At 57.9% G+C, this 19,662-nt stretch carries 15 protein-coding genes; 7 read left to right on the forward strand and 8 right to left on the reverse strand.

What is annotated here, in order from left to right; genetic code table 11:
* The first annotated feature begins 281 nt into the window (after positions 1-281).
* Positions 282-1,691 (forward strand): D-serine/D-alanine/glycine transporter, encoded by a 1,410-nt coding sequence (gene cycA, locus G7090_RS02415; RefSeq protein WP_166181402.1) that lies wholly within the window; start codon positions 282-284, stop codon positions 1,689-1,691.
* A gap of 95 nt (positions 1,692-1,786) precedes the next feature.
* On the opposite strand, the gene ytfE is transcribed toward cycA, so the two are convergent.
* Entirely contained in the window at positions 1,787-2,449 is a 663-nt protein-coding gene (ytfE, locus tag G7090_RS02420; RefSeq protein ID WP_106994067.1) for an iron-sulfur cluster repair protein YtfE, read from the reverse strand.
* A 242-nt stretch (positions 2,450-2,691) separates the two neighbouring features.
* Here ytfE and G7090_RS02425 point away from each other — a divergent pair, with 242 nt between their 5' ends.
* Positions 2,692-4,341 carry a methyl-accepting chemotaxis protein gene (locus G7090_RS02425; protein ID WP_106994068.1) on the forward strand — a complete coding sequence of 550 codons (1,650 nt, stop codon included), beginning with the start codon at positions 2,692-2,694 and terminating at the stop codon, positions 4,339-4,341.
* Between the two features lie 86 nt (positions 4,342-4,427).
* Here the strand turns inward: G7090_RS02425 and G7090_RS02430 are convergent, their stop codons facing one another.
* The 3 genes from G7090_RS02430 to G7090_RS02440 all read right to left on the reverse strand — a co-directional run bounded on the left by G7090_RS02430 (position 4,428) and on the right by G7090_RS02440 (position 7,216).
* Positions 4,428-5,387, reverse strand: coding sequence for a DMT family transporter (locus G7090_RS02430; protein WP_166185061.1), 960 nt, complete (start codon positions 5,385-5,387; stop codon positions 4,428-4,430).
* A gap of 75 nt (positions 5,388-5,462) precedes the next feature.
* The gene (locus G7090_RS02435) at positions 5,463-6,287 is read right to left on the reverse strand and encodes an AraC family transcriptional regulator (RefSeq protein WP_166181403.1); all 825 of its coding nucleotides are present in this window, start codon (positions 6,285-6,287) and stop codon (positions 5,463-5,465) included.
* Positions 6,288-6,367: 80 nt separating this feature from the next.
* Positions 6,368-7,216, reverse strand: coding sequence for an SDR family oxidoreductase (locus tag G7090_RS02440; protein ID WP_166181404.1), 849 nt, complete (start codon positions 7,214-7,216; stop codon positions 6,368-6,370).
* 89 nt (positions 7,217-7,305) lie between these two features.
* On the opposite strand from G7090_RS02440, the gene G7090_RS02445 reads away from it, so the two are divergent.
* On the forward strand, positions 7,306-7,686 hold the full coding sequence (locus tag G7090_RS02445) for a helix-turn-helix domain-containing protein (protein WP_106994071.1): 381 nt from the start codon (positions 7,306-7,308) through the stop codon (positions 7,684-7,686).
* Positions 7,687-7,736: 50 nt separating this feature from the next.
* Here G7090_RS02445 and G7090_RS02450 read toward each other — a convergent pair whose 3' ends face one another.
* Positions 7,737-9,680 (reverse strand): bifunctional 2',3'-cyclic-nucleotide 2'-phosphodiesterase/3'-nucleotidase, encoded by a 1,944-nt coding sequence (locus tag G7090_RS02450; protein WP_166181405.1) that lies wholly within the window; start codon positions 9,678-9,680, stop codon positions 7,737-7,739.
* A 190-nt stretch (positions 9,681-9,870) separates the two neighbouring features.
* Here G7090_RS02450 and cysQ point away from each other — a divergent pair, with 190 nt between their 5' ends.
* Positions 9,871-10,611 carry a 3'(2'),5'-bisphosphate nucleotidase CysQ gene (gene cysQ, locus G7090_RS02455; RefSeq protein ID WP_166181406.1) on the forward strand — a complete coding sequence of 247 codons (741 nt, stop codon included), beginning with the start codon at positions 9,871-9,873 and terminating at the stop codon, positions 10,609-10,611.
* Here the strand turns inward: cysQ and G7090_RS02460 are convergent.
* A complete protein-coding gene (locus G7090_RS02460) occupies positions 10,605-11,162 on the reverse strand; it encodes a YtfJ family protein (RefSeq protein ID WP_166181407.1) in 558 nt (185 codons plus the stop codon). The genes cysQ and G7090_RS02460 overlap by 7 nt on opposite strands.
* A 324-nt stretch (positions 11,163-11,486) precedes the next feature.
* Here G7090_RS02460 and G7090_RS02465 point away from each other — a divergent pair, with 324 nt between their 5' ends.
* Positions 11,487-11,693, forward strand: a complete 207-nt coding sequence (locus G7090_RS02465) for a DUF1107 domain-containing protein (protein WP_032616223.1) — start codon at positions 11,487-11,489, stop codon at positions 11,691-11,693.
* A 69-nt stretch (positions 11,694-11,762) separates the two neighbouring features.
* Here G7090_RS02465 and G7090_RS02470 read toward each other — a convergent pair whose 3' ends face one another.
* Together G7090_RS02470 and msrA are read right to left on the reverse strand one after the other, a co-directional pair.
* Positions 11,763-13,100, reverse strand: a complete 1,338-nt coding sequence (locus tag G7090_RS02470; RefSeq protein ID WP_106994075.1) for a hemolysin family protein — start codon at positions 13,098-13,100, stop codon at positions 11,763-11,765.
* A gap of 188 nt (positions 13,101-13,288) precedes the next feature.
* Positions 13,289-13,930: a peptide-methionine (S)-S-oxide reductase MsrA gene (gene msrA / locus G7090_RS02475; protein ID WP_106994076.1), complete on the reverse strand. Its 642-nt coding sequence runs from the start codon at positions 13,928-13,930 to the stop codon at positions 13,289-13,291.
* A 224-nt stretch (positions 13,931-14,154) separates the two neighbouring features.
* Between msrA and tamA the strand changes: the two genes are divergently transcribed.
* Together tamA and tamB are read left to right on the forward strand one after the other, a co-directional pair.
* Positions 14,155-15,888, forward strand: a complete 1,734-nt coding sequence (gene tamA, locus G7090_RS02480) for an autotransporter assembly complex protein TamA (protein WP_166181408.1) — start codon at positions 14,155-14,157, stop codon at positions 15,886-15,888.
* Positions 15,885-19,661 carry an autotransporter assembly complex protein TamB gene (tamB, locus tag G7090_RS02485; protein WP_166181409.1) on the forward strand — a complete coding sequence of 1,259 codons (3,777 nt, stop codon included), beginning with the start codon at positions 15,885-15,887 and terminating at the stop codon, positions 19,659-19,661. Before tamA ends, tamB begins: the two co-directional genes overlap by 4 nt.
* Position 19,662: the final 1 nt, after the last annotated feature.

The raw sequence follows: 19,662 nt of genomic DNA on the forward strand, positions 1-19,662 counted from the left end.
CGGGGAGGGGAAATCAGTTAAAAAACCTATAGTTACGCGCCAATCAACAGATTATCTTGCAAATGATCGCATTAAGTGTATTTTTGTGAGCTGTTTTGCGTTGCTTAAGTGACATGACACTAATTTTCAACATATTATTAACATAATATTTAAATCAGAGTATTCATCCCGCCGATTCTTACCTAATATCGATGAGTCCTTAATCGGACCGTCGCTTTTCGACGTAATAAAGGGCCAGAAGAGCCTAAACAACACAGGCAGTAACAACAGGAAAACATCACATGGTAGATCAGGTAAAAGTCGTTGCCGACGAAGAGGCATCGTCTGAACAGTCGCTACGGCGCAATCTTACAAACCGTCATATTCAGCTTATCGCCATTGGCGGTGCTATCGGCACCGGGCTGTTTATGGGGTCAGGCAAAACCATCAGTCTTGCCGGGCCGTCGATCATATTTGTCTATATGATCATCGGCTTCATGCTCTTTTTCGTGATGCGTGCAATGGGAGAATTGCTGCTCTCGAATCTCGAATACAAATCCTTCAGCGACTTTGCCTCCGACCTGCTCGGGCCGTGGGCGGGGTATTTCACCGGCTGGACCTACTGGTTCTGCTGGGTAGTCACCGGGATGGCCGACGTGGTTGCCATCACCGCCTATGCGCAGTTCTGGTTCCCCGGGCTGTCGGACTGGGTTGCCTCGCTGGCGGTGATTGTCCTGCTGCTGAGCCTGAACCTCGCCACCGTGAAGATGTTCGGTGAGATGGAGTTCTGGTTCGCGATGATCAAAATCGTCGCGATCGTTGGTCTGATTGTGGTCGGCCTGGTGATGGTAATGACGCACTTTACCTCCCCGACCGGCGTTGAAGCCTCGTTCTCCCACCTGTGGAATGACGGCGGCTGGTTCCCGAAAGGGCTGAGCGGATTCTTTGCCGGCTTCCAGATTGCAGTCTTCGCCTTCGTGGGGATTGAGCTGGTAGGTACTACTGCCGCAGAAACCAAAGATCCGGAGAAATCCCTGCCGCGGGCGATCAACTCCATTCCGGTCCGTATCATCATGTTCTATGTGTTTGCGTTGATCATTATTATGTCCGTCACGCCGTGGAGCTCCGTCGTACCGACCAAGAGCCCGTTCGTTGAACTGTTCGTGCTGGTTGGCCTGCCGGCTGCGGCGAGCCTGATTAACTTCGTGGTGCTGACCTCTGCAGCCTCGTCGGCCAACAGCGGCGTGTTCTCCACCAGCCGTATGCTGTTCGGCCTGGCGCAGGAAGGCGTGGCCCCGAGCGCGTTCGCCAAGCTGTCAAAGCGTGCGGTACCGGCGAAAGGGCTGACCTTCTCCTGTATCTGCCTGCTGGGCGGCGTGGTGATGCTCTACGTGAATCCAAGCGTGATTGGTGCGTTCACCATGATCACCACCGTCTCGGCGATCCTCTTCATGTTCGTCTGGACCATCATCCTGTGCTCGTACCTGGTGTACCGCAAAAAGCGTCCACACCTGCATGAAAAATCGATCTACAAGATGCCGCTGGGCAAGCTGATGTGCTGGGTCTGCATGGCGTTCTTCGTGTTTGTGCTGGTACTGCTGACCCTGGAAGAGGATACCCGTCAGGCGCTGATCGTCACGCCGCTGTGGTTTATTGCGCTGGGGCTGGGCTGGCTGTTTATCGGTAAGAAAAGAATGGCAGGCGTAAGATAAAAGCAAAACGGCAACGTCGGTTGCCGTTTTTTATGTGTTCTCCCTCTCCCTGTGGGAGAGGGGCGGGGTGAGGGCATCAGGCCGCAGCGGCTTTTTTATTCCCCGGCCAGCGCCCGCGGGAACAGCACGTTATTCTCGAGGCTGATGTGCTCCATCAGATCGTCGATCATCTCGTTAATCCCGTTATACATCGCGCGCCAGGTGGTGCAGGCATCCGCCGGTGGGGTGACGTTATTGGTGATATGTTTGATCACCTCCACCAGTTCACCCGCGTCGTCATGCTCGCTTTCCATCACGCTGATAGGCCCCATCGCCTGACTACCCATCCCCTGTTTAATCATCGGGAACAGGATCTGCTCCTCTTTCATCATGTGGCTGGATAGCTCTTCGTGCAGCATGGTCAGATTTTTCGCCAGGCCGCGCGGAACAGAGGCTTTTTCCGCATGGACGCGTTCAACTTTGGTCGCCTGCAGGATTAGTTCCGGCAGCTGTTCGCGGTGACGGTCATGGTAGCGGACGATAATGTGATTGATGATTTCGCCCAGCGCCACGCTGCGCCAGTCTTTTTCCAGCGGCTGCTCAGCCAGTTTCGCCAGTTCAGCTTCGATGAGGTCCAGATCCAGTTCCTTACGCGATGCCGCACGCGCCAGGGTTTGCTTACCGCCGCAGCAGTAATCCATATCGTATTTACGAAACAGCGCAGAAGCGCGTGGGATGGAGAGCGCCAGCTCGCCTAAAGGTTGGTCGCGGAAGGCCATGGTCGTTACCTCATCGTTATTTGATAAGATGTATTTTAAATGCATCTTTAAGGCGAGGATATAACCCTTTAGGAGCAGAGGGTAAAAAAGCGGGCCATTCTAAAAACTTTCTTATGTTTTAACTTGCTGAAAGGATTTAATTATTTCCGAAAAACAGGGTGGTTAGACCACGAAACGTTAAATAACACGCCTGCTTTGCCGATATGTCCTCCACAGACAATGTCCTGCACATAAGGTTAAGAATGTTTAAACGGATTAAAGTAATCACCCTGTTAGTCTCGGTACTGCTGGTGCTCGGACTGATGCAAATCATCGCCGCGACAGTTTTTATCAATGCCCTGAATAATGATAAGGACAATTTCACCGTCTCCCAGCTGTCCAGCCAGAACGTGGCAGAGTTTACCGACGCGTGGATCAGCCTGAACCAGGCGCGCGTTACCCTTAACCGCGGCATGCTCCGTCTGCAAAGCAGCACGGCGACCGAGATCAACGGCACGCAGCTGGGTGAGCTGGTCACTGCCGCAAAAGCGCTGTTGGCCGAGGCGCAGGGCCATTACGACAAATATTATGCCCTGCCGGAAACACCGGGCATGGATGAGAAGCTGGCGGAGCGGCTGGAAGAGCAGTATCGCGCTTACCACACCACGCTGGCGAAAATGAACGAGCTGCTGGCCGAGGGCAAGCTGGACGATATGTTCAAGCAGAATGCCGAGAAGAAGCAGGTGGCGATGCAGGCGGTATACCGCGAATGGCGTGAGGCGCAGGCGAAGTTGACCCGCGCGGGCATCACCGATAACGAGAATGACTACCAGCGTATCCTGTGGATCCTCTCATCCATTATGGTGATTGTGGTGGCGGTGATTGTCGCCAGCTGGATCGCCATGCGCAACGTGCTGCTGAAGCCGCTGCATGAGGTCATTGCCCATATTCGCGCTATTGCCGCCGGCGACCTGACCCAGCCGGTCAATGCCCACGGCCAGAACGAAATGGCGATGCTGGCACGCAATGTTGACGAGATGCAAAAGGCGCTGGCCAATACCGTAGGCGTGGTCCGCGATGGGGCGGATACCATTTACACCGGTGCCGGTGAAATCTCCGCAGGCAGCAACGATCTCTCTTCCCGTACCGAGCAGCAGGCGGCCTCTCTGGAAGAGACGGCGGCCAGCATGGAGCAGTTAACGGCCACCGTGAAGCAGAACGCCGATAACGCTCGTCAGGCGTCACGCCTGGCCCTGGACGCTTCCTCTACCGCGAAGAAAGGCGGTAACGTGGTTGAAGGCGTAGTGCGCACCATGGACGAGATCGCTACCAGCTCCAGCAAGATTGCCCAGATCACCAACGTGATTGACGGCATTGCCTTCCAGACCAACATTCTGGCGCTGAACGCGGCGGTAGAAGCGGCACGTGCCGGCGAGCAGGGGCGTGGGTTTGCGGTAGTTGCCGGGGAAGTACGTACTCTGGCCCAGCGCAGCGCCCAGGCCGCGAAAGAGATCAAAGGCCTGATCGACGACTCCGGCGCGCGCGTCAGTGCGGGCTCCGCGCTGGTGAATGAAGCCGGAGCGACGATGGCGGAAATCGTCAGCGCCGTGACCCGCGTGACCGACATCATGGGCGAAATCGCTTCCGCCTCGGATGAGCAGAGCCGCGGGATTGATCAGGTAGGCCAGGCGGTCGCCGAGATGGATCGTGTGACCCAGCAGAACGCCTCGCTGGTTGAGGAGTCCGCAGCGGCAGCGGCGGCGCTGGAAGAGCAGGCGGCACGTCTGAACGAGGCGGTGGCGGTGTTTAAGATCGTCCACGGCCAGGCAGCCAAAGCGGCGCCCGTGAAAACCTATACTGCAAAAGCAAAACCGGTGCTGGCGACCACGGACGCTAACTGGGAAACCTTCTGACAGATGCCGGGTGGCGCTAACGCTTACCCGGCCTACAAATGCTGACAGATGCCGGGTGGCGGCTTCGCCTTACCCGGCCTACGGAACTACGAAACCGGCACTACTGCCGGTTTTTCCGGCTTCGCACTTACCGCGATCACCACTCCCACCACCAGCAACACAATCCCCGTCCCGGTTAACAGCGGCGGCAGGCTCTGGCGCATCAAAAAGGTATACAACAGCCCGGCCAGGGTTTCGAAAACGATCAACGGCCCTAAAATCACCGTCGGTAATTTCTGGCTGGCGACGTTCCAGCACAGCGCACCCACCCACGAGCAGCAGACAGCAATCACCACCATCAGCCCGAGAAAGACCCAGGGCCGTGGCCCCAGCGGCAGGGCAAAGTCCGGCTGCTGCACATTCAGCCAGGCGCAGGCGGCGAGATAGCCCAGCAGCGACACCGGCAGCGTCACCAACGCCTGAGCGGTGGCCCACATCATCGGATGTTTGTCCGGATTTTCCCGCAGCCAGCGGGCATTACGCAGGGCATACCACGCCCAGCAGACCACCGACACCGACGCCAGCAGGATCCCCGAGACATAGCGCCAGCCGCTGCCCCCGGCCACGCCGTGACGCAGCTCGGCAATGTTGACGCAGGCCAGCCCCAGCGCAATCGCCACCAGGCCGGGCACCATCTTTGACCATGCCAGTTTGCCATCGCGCTGACTGTAGAGCAGATTGGCGAACATCGGGATCACCACCGGCAGCGTGCCGATGATCATCGTCGAGACGGGTGCCCCGGTGCGCTGGATGGCGCTCGCCAGGCAGATGTAATAGATCAGGTTGCCCATCATGGTCAGCGCGAGGGCGGTCAGCCAGTCCTGGCGCGAAAGCTGGCGTAACCGCGCCCGGCCCAGCCAGGCGATCGGCAGGGCGATTAGCCCCAGCGCCAGATAGCGCCCCATCGACTGCAACGCCGCCGGGTACTCCGGCACAATCAGCGGGCCGACAAAAATCAGCCCCCACATTAACCCTGCAAGCAGGGCATACACCACGCCGCTAACCATTTTCGTATCCATTTTCGCTAAACCTGCTGGCAGTGTAGAAGGGCAGAAGGGGGGCGTATTGTATGAGATTGCGCATTAGCGCTTCGCGACCTGTTTCTGGTAGCGCACGGGAGTGATGCCGTACCGACGGGTAAACGCCCGGGTCAGGTGCGACTGATCGGTCAGACCCGTTGCGGCGGCCACCTCTGCCGCTGGCAGGCCCTGCGTAAGAAAGGCTTTGGCGCGCCACAGGCGGATCGCCATCAGCATCTGATGGGGCGTGACGTGAAAGTGGGCCTTGAACTGGCGCTGAAAATGGTACGGGCTGAGGGACACCACCTGCGCCAGCTCATCAAGCGTCAGGGAGTGCATATAGTTGTCATGCAGATAGTCGCGCACGCGCTCGAAGCGATGCGCCCCTTCAGGCAATACCGGAGCATGACGCGCCAGCGGCTGGAAGGTATCAATCAGATCCAGCAGCAGACCTTTTTGCGCCAGCGGATCGTCGGTGTGCCACAGGCCATAGATCAGCTGACCAATCTGCTGCGAACGGAGCGGATCGTGGCGGGTCACGTCGCTAAACCACCAGTGACGAATGCCTGTGACCTCTTCCAGCAGATCTGGCTCGAGGTAGATCATCCGGTAGCGCCAGCCGTCGGCGGTCTCGGCCTCGCCGGTATGCAGCTCATCGGGATTCATGGTGACAACGGAATGGACGGGGGCCACGTACTGGGTCCCGCGATAGCGAAAGCGCTCGGCACCGGCTTCAATAGCGCCGATACCGAAGGCCTCGTGGGTGTGCGGCTCAAAGGCGTAGCGTGAGATATGGGCGTGATACAGCTCTACGCCCGGCAGCTGCGCCAGATGGCGAAAGCGCGCGCTGTCTCTCTCATCGAAGAACTGTTCGGGTACGCCTTGCACGGTGAGCCTCCTCGCGGGTCAGATTTCATTATCAGAGATGACCCGCGGGGATGCCACAATAATTAACCACATTTTAACAATTACAGGATGCCTTTCACGCTCTCGGCCAGCGTCGTGGTCGGGCGACCCAGCAGCGCGCTCAGGGTGCGGCTGTCATCAAACAGACCGCCTTTCGAGGCACCCACATCGGAGTCGGCCAGCATATCCGCCAGGGCCGCCGGCAAGCCCACGCCCTTCAGCGCGGCGGCAAAATCGGCCTCGCTCAGGTTCTGGTACGCCACGTTTTTCCCGCTCTGGCGGCTGAGTTCGGCAGCCAGGTCGCTTAACGTCCACGCCTGGTCACCCGCCAGCTCATACACTTTCCCGGCATGACCCTCTTCGCTGATAACCCGGGCCGCGGCGGCGGCATAGTCGGCGCGAGTAGCAGAGGCGATTTTGCCCTCACCCGCAGAGCCGATGAATACCCCGTGCTCCAGCGCTGGTGGGGCGCTGGCAAGGTAGTTTTCGGTATACCAGCCGTTACGCAGCAGGGCGTAAGGAATGCCGGATTGTGCCAGCGCTTTTTCGGTGTCGACGTGCTCCACGTGCAGCCCCAGCGGTGAGGTGTCGGCATGCAGCAGGCTGGTGTAGGCGATAAATTTCACCCCCGCCGCCTTTGCCGCGTTAATCACGTTCTGATGCTGCGGCGCGCGCTGGCCCACTTCACTGGAGGAGATCAGCAGCAGTTTATCCACGCCCGCGAGTGCGGCGGTAAGGGCGGCCTGGTCGGTGTAATCGGCCTGACGGACGATCACCCCTTGCTGGCTCAGCGCGTCAGCTTTCGCCGGGTTACGCACAATGGCGACCAGCTGGCTGGCCGGAACGGTTTTCAGCAGCTGTTCAATAACGAGTTGGCCAAGCTGGCCGGTAGCGCCGGTAATCGCGATCATGATGAATATCCTTCGTCTCGTGTGAATGTTGTGGCACACTACCACCCAAACTAACTTTTAGTAAGTACGTACAAAAAGGTAAGTATTAAATGACCAATCCAACCCTCAGCGAGCAGTTGCGCGACGGCAATCTCTTTGCCGAGCAGTGCCCTTCCCGGGATGTGCTTAAGCATGTCACCAGCCGCTGGGGCGTGCTGATCCTGGTGGCACTGCGTCAGGGCACCCATCGCTTTAGCGATCTGCGGCGCAAGATGGGCGGGGTGAGCGAGAAGATGCTGGCCCAGTCGCTGCAGGCTCTGGAACAGGATGGCTTTATCAATCGCGTGTCGTACCCGGTGGTGCCTCCGCACGTGGAGTACAGCCTGACGCCGCTGGGGGAAGAGGTGAGCGAGAAGGTGGCGGCGCTGGCCGACTGGATTGAGCTGAATTTACCGCAGGTGATGAGTAATCGGGGGGAGCGTGCGGCTTAATTGCCGGGTGGCGGCTGCGCCTTACCCGGCCTACAAAACCGCACTTGCTGCTACTTGCTTAAATCCACCTGATAAATCGCAAATCCGATCTCATCGGTGGCTACCTGCTGCATCGGATACTGCGCTTTCTCTTTGATAAACGCCGCCGCTTTTTCGGATGGCGCGGTTTCAAAGCGAATATCCAGCTTCACGTTGCTGTGGATCGGCGCCAGGCGCCAGTTGTTATCCGCTGCCGGGTGGATTTCACCTGCCTTTTTCGACTGCTCACCGATCCACGCCGCCAGCACCGAGCGGTTCTCGTCCGGGGAGGCGAAGGCGATGTGACTGTCACCGGTCCCGGCAAACTTGCCGCCGTAGGCGCGGTAGTTATTGGTGGCTACCAGGAAGGTCGCTTTTGGATCGATCGGCTTGCCGTTGAAGGTCAGGTTCTTGATGCGCTCCGCCTGGGCATTCACCACCTGGCACTCGCCGTCATATTTCGCTGGCTGGGAGACATCAATCTGGTATTCCACGCCGTCGATGACGTCGAAGTTATAGGTGCGGAACCCGTCCCAGTTGATCAGCGCCTGCGGTTGAGTGCTGTTGGTATCGATCTGGTTGAACTGCCCGGCTGAGCACTCCAGCCACTCCTTCACCTCCTGGCCGGTGGCTTTAACCACCACCAGGGTGTTCGGATAGAGATAGAGATCGGCGGCGTTACGGAAGGTCAGCTGGCCTTTCTCCACTTCGACATAGCTGGCCGGATCGTTCTTGCGTCCGCCCACCTTAAACGGCGCGGCGGCGGAGAGCACCGGCAGTTTCGCCAGGTCCGGGTCGCCCTGAATATAGCGTTCCACGTAGGCTTTCTGCGCCAGGTTCACCACCTGCACGGTAGGATCGTCCTGCACCAGCGACAGGTAGCTGTACATGTTGTCGGAAGCGTTGCCGATCGGTTTGCTGACAAACTCGCGGGTGGCGTCGTGGTCGTGCTTCAGCACCTCGACGATCTTTTTATCCTCGCCCACCAGCGCTTTTTTGGCGGCCAGATCGTAAATCGGCCGCGCTTCGGCCTTCGACTCCGTCACCTGCCATTTACCGCCGTCATTATTCAGCACCAGATCGACCACCCCCAGGTGATCGCCCCACATGCCCGGCATCACCGCCGGCACGCCGTTCAGCGTCCCTTTGGCAATGTCCGCCCCTTTGATATTGGCGAAATCTTTGCCCGGGAACACCGCGTGGGCGTGACCGAAGAGAATGGCGTCGACGCCTTTCACTTCGCTGAGGTAATAGACCGAGTTTTCCGCCATCGCCTGATACGGATCGGCAGAGAGACCGGAGTGCGCCACCACCACCACCAGATCGGCGCCTTTCTCGCGCATCTCCGGCACATACTGACGGGCGGTTTCGGTAATGTCGTTAACCGTCACTTTGCCGCTCAGGTTGGCTTTATCCCAGGTCATGATCTGCGGCGGCACAAAGCCGATATAGCCGATCTTCAGGGTCTGCGGTTTTCCATCCTGATCGACTACGGTGGTCTCTTTGATCAGATAAGGCGTAAACAGCGGTTTGTTGGTCTTAACGTCGATGATATTAGCGTTAACGTACGGGAATTTGGCCCCAGAGAGCGCCATGTGCAGATAATCCAGCCCGTAGTTGAATTCGTGGTTACCGAGGTTACCTACCGCGTAATCCAGGGTGTTCAGCGCCTTATAAACCGGATGGATATCGCCCTTTTTCAGACCTTTCGCCGCCATGTAATCGCCAAGCGGACTACCCTGAATTAAGTCTCCGTTATCGACCAGGACGCTGTTTTTCACTTCGCTACGAGCGGCATTAATCAGGCTGGCAGTGCGCACCAGGCCGAATTTTTCCGTCGGCGCATCTTTGTAGTAGTCGAAGTCCATCATATTGCTGTGCAGGTCGGTGGTTTCCAGAATGCGGAGATCGACCGTCGCTGCCTGTACGCTCGCCGCAATCAGCGTCGCCAGGAGCGTTGCGCTAAACTTAATCATCAGAGGAGTCCTTTTTTTGAACCAGGCCACAAAAGAATATGTATCTATATTTTTTTGCTTACAGAATTGTGAATCCTGCCAGAAAAAAGTGCCCTGAAACCGGAATTGCTTCACAGATAGCGGATTTATTCACAATGCGATATAAATAAAACAAAGAGTTAAACCCACTGTGTTAACAAAGAGGTGGAGAATGTTAGATAAAATTTGTCAGCTCGCACGGGATGCGGGCGATGCCATTATGCAGGTCTATGATGGCAAAATCCCGATGGACGTGATCCAAAAAATCGATGACTCACCGGTGACCGCCGCCGATCTCGCGGCGCACGGGGTGATCCTCCAGGGCTTGCAGGCGCTGACGCCTGATATTCCGGTGCTGTCCGAAGAAGATCCTCAGCCCTGGGAAGAGCGCCAGCACTGGCAGCGTTACTGGCTGGTCGACCCGCTGGACGGCACCAAGGAGTTCATCAAACGTAATGGTGAATTCACCGTGAACATTGCCCTGATTGAGAAAGGCAAAGCGGTGCTGGGTGTGGTCTATGCCCCGGTACTGAAGGTGATGTACAGCGCTGCCGACGGCAAAGCGTGGAAAGATGAGTGCGGCGTGCGCAAGCAGATTCAGGTGCGTGATGCCCGGCCACCGCTGGTGGTGATCAGCCGCTCGCACGCGGATAACGAACTGCAGGAGTACCTGCATCAGCTGGGTGAGCATCAGACGACGTCGATCGGCTCCTCGCTGAAGTTCTGCCTGGTGGCGGAAGGGCAGGCGCAACTCTATCCCCGTTTCGGGCCAACCAACGTCTGGGATACGGCGGCAGGTCATGCCGTTGCCGCCGCTGCGGGGGCGCACGTTCACGACTGGCAGGGCAAGCCGCTCGACTATACCCCGCGTGAGTCCTTCCTCAATCCCGGCTTCCGGGTCTCGCTTTACTGACCGACGAGCTTATGCAGCAGGGTAGTTACCTGCTGCACCTCTTCCTGGGTCAGCGCCCCGTCTTTCGCCCACTGAATGCGACCCTCTTTATCCAGCACTGCAATCGCCGAACTTTCCTCTTTCAGCTGCCATGCGCCGCGCGCCGTGCCGTTACTGTCGACGATAATCTGTGACCACGGATAGAGCTTTTTATTGCTCTCGAGGCTGCTACGCACAAACATGGCGGAGCCCGGAATCGCATCATCGGTGTTCACAATGGTGGTGGTCTGGTAGCGATCTTTAGGTAAATTTGCCGACTTGATCGCTTCAATTAAGGTTGCGTTTTTCTCTTTTGCCGATGAGCGACCGGCAATATGCAGCACAACTCGCACTTTGCCTGGGAGCTGCGCGCTATTCCATTTTTTGTAGCTAAACTCATTATTGTCGAGGATCAATTCTCCCCGGTCGGCGATGCCCACCGGCGGCACACGTTGTCCCTTCTCAAAACTGTGTGCGGAAGCCATCAGTGGCAGCATCAGGCAGGCGGTTGCCAGAATGTTACGTAGGGTCATGGTGTTTCCTTATTTTTTTAGCAGGTGATCCGACCACTTGGTCTGACGTTTTAATCATATGTGCGATCGCGGCGATTTACCCGCAATCCCGGTGCCAGAGTGAGGGGGAACGCACATATCTGCACAAAAACGAAGGCTTATACTGTCCGAAAGTTACCATTGCAAAGAATATTCTGATTATTTGTCATCAAAAGGTAAATAAACTTATGCAGACTGGGTATCACTGTTTTTCTGGACTATAGTCATTGGGCAATAAATTTGCGCTCCAGAGAGTCGGCCCGATTGTGGTGCCGCAAGAGCGTATGATTCGCAGGAGATAATAGAATGAAAATTTTTCAACGCTACAATCCGCTTCAGGTGGCGAAATACGTAAAAATCCTGTTCCGTGGACGGTTGTATATCAAGGATGTTGGCGCTTTTGAGTTTGATAAGGGCAAAATCCTTGTCCCGAAAGTGAAGGATAAACAGCACTTTTCTGTGATGTCCGAAGTCAACCGTCAGGTTATGCGTCTGCAAACTGAGATGGCTTAACCAACGTGCTATGCAGTAATAAAGCTGTAAAAAAAACGGCTCCCAGAGGGAGCCGTTGATGTTTCTGGCTTAGGCCGAAGCGTTCTCTTCGGCGTCCGGCAGTTTCGGCACCAGCACGGTCGGCTTGTTGTCGATGCGCGTCACCAGCAGCTGGTCGATGCGGTAGTTGTCGATATCCACCACTTCGAACTTGTAGCCCGAGAACTTCACCGAGTCGGTGCGTTTCGGGATCTTACGCAGCATAAACATCATAAAGCCGCCAATGGTCTCGTAGTTGCCGGACTGCGGGAACTCGTCGATATCCAGCACGCGCATGACGTCGTCAATCGGCGTACCGCCGTCCACCAGCCATGAGTTCTCATCGCGGGCCACAATCTGCTCTTCCAGACCCTGACCCACCAGATCGCCCATCAGGGTAGTCATTACGTCATTGAGGGTGATGATCCCTACCACCAGCGCGTATTCGTTCATGATCACCGCGAAGTCTTCCCCGGCGGTTTTGAAACTTTCCAGCGCTTCAGAGAGCGTCAGGGTATCCGGAACAATCAGCGTATTGCGGATCTGCACGCCGCTGTTCAGGGCCAGACTCTGGTTCGCCAGCACGCGGTTCAGCAGGTCTTTGGAGTCCACGTAACCGATGATGTGGTCGATATCCTCATTACAGACCAGGAACTTGGAGTGCGGATGTTCCGCCACCTTGTTCTTCAGACTCTGCTCGTCTTCGTGCAGATCAAACCAGATCACGTTCTCACGGCCGGTCATTGACGACGGCACGGTACGCGACTCCAGTTCAAACACGTTCTCGATCAGCTCATGCTCCTGCTTACGCAGCACACCCGCCAGCGCACCCGCTTCGAACACCGCGTAGACATCATCAGAGGTGATGTCGTCTTTACGCACCATCGGCAGCTTGAACAGGCGGAAGATAGTGTTCGCCAGGCCGTTGAAGAACCACACCAGCGGGCGGAACACATACAGGCAGAAGCGCATCGGGTTGATGATGCGCAAAGCCACGGCTTCGGGCGCAATCATACCGATGCGTTTCGGGGTCAAATCGGCAAACAGAATGAACAGGCCAGTCACCAGGGAGAAGGAGAGAATAAAGCTCAGCTGGTCGGAGAGTTCGGGGGAGAAGTAGCGGGAGAAGACGCTATAAAACACCGGTGAAAACGCCGCATCACCGACGATACCGCCAAGAATGGCGACCGCGTTGAGGCCGATTTGCACCACGGTGAAGAACATCCCCGGGTTTTCCTGCATTTTCAGCACGCGTTGAGCATTGATATCGCCATCATCGGCGAGCAGTTTGAGTTTGATTTTACGGGATGCGGCCAGAGAAATTTCTGAAATTGAGAAAAATGCACTGACGGCTATCAGACAAAGTATTACTAAAATACTGTTTAACATATCTTATCCGGCTTCTCGCCAGATCCTCGGAGGGAAGTTGGTCATACAGGGTTGTAGCGTTTATGAACACCGGTCCGAAGCGGTAGGCCGGTTATTTCAGCGGCTAGTATAGCGTAACGAACTGTAAAGTCGCCAGAGATCACTTTTTGAGCCAGTTCTGCCCGCAAACAGGCAGAACCGGTTTATTGTTATGCCAGCTGCGGCGGCAGGCAAACGCCAATACCACCGATGCCGCAGTAGCCGTACGGATTTTTGTGCAGGTACTGCTGGTGATCGTCTTCCGCGTAGTAGAACGGCAGTGCGGTGGCGATCTCGGTGGTCACCTGACGGTCGTCGTTGGCAGCGAGCATCGCCTGCTGGAAGCGTGCCAGGCTGTCGCGGGCCGCGGTATCCTGTTCCGGGGTCAGCGGATAGATCGCCGAGCGGTACTGGGTGCCGTGGTCATTGCCCTGACGCATACCTTGCGCCGGATCGTGATTTTCCCAGAACACCTGTAACAGCTGTTCGTAGCTGATGACGTTCGGGTCATACACCACGCGCACCGCCTCGGCATGACCGGTCTGGCCGGAGCAGACTTCGCGATAGGTTGGGTTAGGGGTATAGCCGCCGGTGTAGCCCGCCGCGGTGCTATAGACGCCCGGCAGCTGCCAGAACAGGCGCTCCACGCCCCAGAAGCAGCCCATTGCGAACAGGGCGATGGCCATGCCGTCCGGGACGTTGGTCATTGAGTGACCGTTCACGGCGTGCAGGGTGGCGACGGGCATCGGGGTGTTACGTCCCGGCAATGCCTCCGCCTGAGCAACAAGGTGCTTTTTATCGAATAAACTCACGGTGTGACCTCCGGGCAGGTGATGTTTGGGTTAAGGTTGTCACGACGCGTTTAATTGAACACAATAAATGCGGTGAATGAGTCTAGATTTAAACATAAGAAATATTAGGGTGTTTAACCATTTTTCAACCCGTAAATTGGGTTTTGGGCTTTATGCCGTGATCTGCTGCGGAGCGGCACTTCATCTGCTTCCAGGGGTGGAAACAAGGATATTCAGGAGAAAACGTGCCAAAAATCCGCCAGTTATGTTTTGTCAGTCTCTTGCTGACAAGCGGAATCGCCGACGCGGCGAATGTTCGTCTGCAGGTTGAGGGGTTATCCGGCGCGCTGCAAAAAAACGTCCGCGCACAGCTCTCCACGATCGAGAGCGACGAAGTGACGCCAGACCGTCGCTTCCGCGCCCGCGTGGATGATGCTATCCGCGGCGGTTTAAAAGCGCTCGGCTACTACGAACCGACTATCGACTTCGAACTGCGTCCACCTCCGGCCAAAGGTCGGCAGGTGCTGATTGCCCGCGTCAAGCCGGGTGAGCCGGTGCTGATCGGCGGTACCGATGTGGTGCTGCGCGGCGGCGCGCGCACGGATCATGACTACCTTGATCTGTTGAGTACGCGCCCGAAGAACGGCACCGTGCTCAATCACAGCGACTATGACGGCTTCAAAAAAGATCTGACGAAAGTGGCGCTGCGCAAAGGCTACTTCGACAGCCAGTTCAATAAAAGCCAGCTCGGCGTCTCCCTCGACCGGCATCAGGCGTTCTGGGATATCGATTACGACAGCGGGGAACGCTACCGCTTTGGCGACGTCACCTTTGAAGGGTCGCAGATCCGCGACGAGTACCTGCAGAATCTGATCCCCTTCACAGAGGGCGACTATTACCAGTCGAAAGATCTGGCCGAGCTCAACCGCCGCCTGTCGGCTACCGGCTGGTTTAACTCGGTGGTGGTGGCGCCGGAATTTGATAAAGCGCGGCAGACCAAAGTCCTGCCGCTGCACGGCGTGGTGTCGCCACGTACCGAGAACACCATTGAGACCGGGGTGGGTTACTCCACCGACGTCGGCCCGCGGGTCAAGGCAACGTGGAAAAAGCCGTGGATGAACTCCTGGGGCCACAGCCTGACCACCAACGCCAGTATCTCCGCCCCTGAGCAACAGCTTGATTTCAGCTATAAAATGCCGTTGCTGAAAAACCCGCTCGAGCAGTATTACCTGGTGCAGGGCGGCTTTAAGCGCACCGATCTGAACGATACCGAAGCGGACTCCACGACCCTCGCGGTGTCGCGCTACTGGGATCTCTCCAGCGGCTGGCAGCGTGCCATTAACCTGCGCTGGAGTCTCGACCACTTTACCCAGGCCAACGTGACCAACACCACCATGCTGCTCTATCCGGGGGTGATGATCAGCCGGACCCGCTCCCGTGGCGGGCTGATGCCGACCTGGGGTGATTCCCAACGCTATTCGGTGGACTACTCCAATACCGCCTGGGGCTCGGATGTGGACTTTGTGGTAGTGCAGGCGCAGAACGCCTGGATCCGCACCCTCTACGATCGTCACCGCTTCGTGATGCGCGGCAATCTCGGCTGGATTGAAACCGGCGACTTCGAAAAAGTGCCGCCGGATCTGCGCTTCTTCGCCGGGGGCGATCGCAGCATTCGTGGCTATAAATATAAATCCATCGCGCCAAAAGATGACGACGGCAAGCTGATCGGGGCCTCGAAGCTGGCCACCGGCTCGCTGGAGTATCAGTACAACGTCACCGGAAAATGGTGGGGGGCGACCTTTATCGACAGCGGGGAGGCGGTGAGCGATATCCGCCGCAGCGACTTCAAAACCGGCGCCGGTGTCGGGGTGCGCTGGGAGTCACCGGTCGGGCCGATCAAGCTCGATTTCGCCGTGCCGGTGGGTGATAAAGATGAGCACGGTTTACAGTTTTACATCGGTCTGGGGCCTGAATTATGAGTTTATGGAAGAAAATCAGCCTCGGCGTTGTGCTGTTTATTCTGCTGCTGCTGTCTGCGGTGGCCTTCCTGGTGGGCACCACCAGCGGGCTACATCTGCTGTTTAAGGCGGCTAACCGCTGGGTGCCGGGGCTGGAGATTGGCCAGGTCACCGGCGGCTGGCGCGACCTGCATCTGAAAAACGTCCGCTATGACCAGCCGGGCGTGGCGGTCAACGCCGGGGATCTGCACCTGGCGGTGAAGCTCAGCTGTCTGCGCGACAGCAGCCTGTGCATCAACGATCTGTCGTTAAAAGACGTCTTCGTGACCATAGATTCGAAAAAAATGCCGCAATCGGAGCAGGTCGCCGAAGAGGATAGCGGGCCGCTGGATCTCTCCACGCCATACCCGATTGCCCTTAGCCGGGTGGCGCTGAACAACGTCAACGTTAAAATCGACGACACCACCGTGTCGGTGATGGACTTCACCTCCGGCCTGCGCTGGCAGGAGAAGAACCTGACCCTGACCCCGACCAGCCTGCAGGGGCTGCTGATCGCTCTGCCAAAAGTGGCGGAGGTGGCGCAGGAAGAGATCGTCGAACCAAAAATTCAGAACCCGCAGCCGGAAGAGAAGCCGCTGGGCGAAACGCTGAAAGATCTGTTCTCGAAACCGGTCCTGCCGGAGATGACCGACGTTCACCTGCCGCTGAACCTCAACATCGAGGAGTTCAAGGGTGAGCAGCTGCGTCTGACCGGCGATACCGATCTGACGGTCTTCAACATGCTGCTGAAGGTGAGCAGCATCGACGGCGATATGAAGCTCGATGCGCTGGATATCGATACCAACCAGGGAAGCGTCAACGCCACCGGTAACGCGCAGCTGCGCGATAACTGGCCGGTGGATATCACCCTTAACAGCAGCCTGAACATCGACCCGATCAAGGGCGAGAAGGTGAAGCTGAAGGTGGGCGGTGCCCTGCGCGAGCAGCTGGAGTTTGGCGTTAACCTCTCCGGCCCGGTGGATATGGTGCTGCGCGGCCAGACCCGGCTTGCCGAAGCGGGCCTGCCGCTCAACCTGGAAGTGGTCAGCGAACAGCTCTACTGGCCTTTCACCGGCGAGAAGCAGTACCAGGCCGATGACGTGAAGCTGAAGCTCACCGGCAAAATGACCGACTACACCCTGTCGTTCCGCACGGCGGTGAAAGGGGAGGGGCTGCCCTCCGCGGGCATTACCCTTGATGCGAAGGGCAACGAGCAGCAGATCAACCTCGATAAGCTGACGGTCGCGGCGCTGGAGGGTAAAACCGAGCTGACGGCGCTGCTCGACTGGCAGAAGGCGATCAGCTGGCGCGGGGAGCTGAAGCTCACCGGGATCAACACCGCCAAAGAGGTGCCGGACTGGCCATCGAAGCTCGACGGGCTGATTAAAACCCGCGGCAGTCTGTACGGCGGCAGCTGGCAGATGGATGTCCCGGAGCTGAAAATCACCGGCAACGTGAAGCAGAACAAGGTCAACGTGAATGGCTCGCTGAAGGGCAACAGCTACCTGCAGTGGATCATTCCGGGTCTGCACGTGGCGCTGGGCCGCAATACCGCCGACATCAAGGGCGAGCTGGGGGTGAAAGATCTCGATCTGGATGCCACCATCGACGCGCCGAATCTTGATAATGCCCTGCCGGGGCTGGGCGGGACGGCGAAAGGGCTGGTGAAAGTGCGCGGCACGGTCGAAGCCCCACAGCTGCTGGCCGATATCACCGCCAACGGCCTGCGCTGGCAGGAGCTTACCATTGCCCGCCTGCGCGTTGATGGCGACGTCAAATCCACCGATCAGATCGCCGGGCATCTCAACCTGCGCGTCGATCGTATTTCCCAGCCGGGCGTGAACCTCAGTCAGGTTACTCTGGAAGCGAAAGGCAGCGAGAAACAGCACGACCTCCAGCTGCGCGTCCAGGGCGAGCCGGTCTCCGGCCAGCTGCACCTGGCGGGCAGTTTTGACCGCAAAGAGATGCGCTGGAAAGGCACGCTGGATAACACCCGCTTCGCCACCCCGGTGGGGCCATGGTCTTTAACCCGATCGATTGCGCTGGATTATCGCAATGCGGAGCAGAAGATCAGCATCGGGCCACACTGCTGGACCAACCCGAACGCCGAGCTGTGCGTGCCACAGACCGTTGACGCTGGGGCCGAAGGGCGGGCGGTGGTCAATCTCAACCGTTTCGACCTGGCGATGCTCAAGCCGTTTATGCCGGAGTCGACCCAGGCCAGCGGCGTGTTCAGCGGCAAGGCTGATGTCGCCTGGGATGCCACTAAGCCGGGGCTGCCGCAGGGCAACGTCACGCTTTCCGGGCGTAACGTGAAGGTCACCCAGGTGGTGAACGACGCACCGCTGCCGCTGGCATTTACCACCCTCAATCTCACCGCCGATCTGCATAACAACCGCGCCGAGCTGGGCTGGCTGATCCGTCTTGCCAACAACGGCCAGTTTGACGGCCAGATCCAGGTCACCGATCCGCAAGGGCAGCGCAACCTGGGCGGCAACGTCAATATCCGCAATCTCAACCTGGCGATGGCGAATGCCATTTTCTCCCGCGGCGAGAAGGCGGCAGGCATGTTGAATGCCAACCTGCGGCTGGCGGGTAACGCCCAAAGCCCACAGCTGTTTGGGCAGATGCAGCTCAATGGCGTGGATATCGACGGCAACTTTATGCCATTCGATATGCAGCCGAGCCAGCTGGCGATGAACTTCAACGGCATGAGTTCGACCCTGACCGGGACGGTGCGTACCCAGCAGGGGCAGATCAACCTTAGCGGCGATGCCGACTGGAGCCAGCTCGATAACTGGCGCGCGCGGGTGGCGGCCAAGGGCAGCAAGGTGCGCATCACGGTGCCGCCGATGGTGCGTCTGGACGTCTCGCCGGATGTGGTCTTTGAGGCCACGCCGCAGCTGTTCACCCTCGACGGCCGGGTTGACGTGCCCTGGGCGCGTATCGTGGTGCATGACCTGCCGGAGAGCGCGGTAGGCGTCTCCAGCGACGAGGTGATGCTCGATAAAAATCTGCAGCCGGAAGAGGCGCAGCGGGCTTCGATTCCGATCAACAGCAACCTGATCGTGCACGTGGGCAACAACGTGCGGCTGGATGCCTTTGGTCTGAAGGCGAGGCTGACCGGCGATCTGAAGGTCGCGCAGGATAAACAGGGGCTGGGCCTGAACGGGCAGATCACCATTCCGGAAGGGCGCTTCCACGCCTACGGCCAGGATCTGATCGTGCGTAAAGGCGAGCTGCTGTTCTCCGGTCCGCCGGATCAGCCGCTGCTGAATATCGAAGCGATCCGTAATCCGGAATCCACCGAGAATGACGTGATCGCCGGGGTGCGCGTGACCGGCACCGCCGACGAACCGAAAGCGGAAATCTTCTCCGACCCGGCAATGTCCCAGCAGGAAGCGCTCTCATACCTGCTGCGCGGGCAAGGTCTGGACAGCAATCAGAGCGACAGTGCAGCGATGACCTCAATGTTAGTCGGTCTGGGGGTTGCACAAAGTGGTCAGGTTGTGGGTAAAATCGGGGAGACGTTTGGCGTAAGCAATCTGGCGCTGGACACCCAGGGAGTCGGTGACTCTTCGCAGGTGGTGGTCAGCGGCTATGTACTGCCGGGTCTGCAGGTGAAATATGGCGTGGGGATCTTTGACTCGCTGGCGACACTCACGTTACGCTATCGCCTGATGCCTAAGCTATATCTGGAAGCGGTGTCTGGCGTAGACCAGGCGCTCGATTTGCTCTATCAGTTTGAGTTTTAGC

This window comes from Leclercia sp. 29361, from assembly GCF_011290365.1.
GTDB classification, from domain to species: domain Bacteria; phylum Pseudomonadota; class Gammaproteobacteria; order Enterobacterales; family Enterobacteriaceae; genus Enterobacter; species Enterobacter tamurae.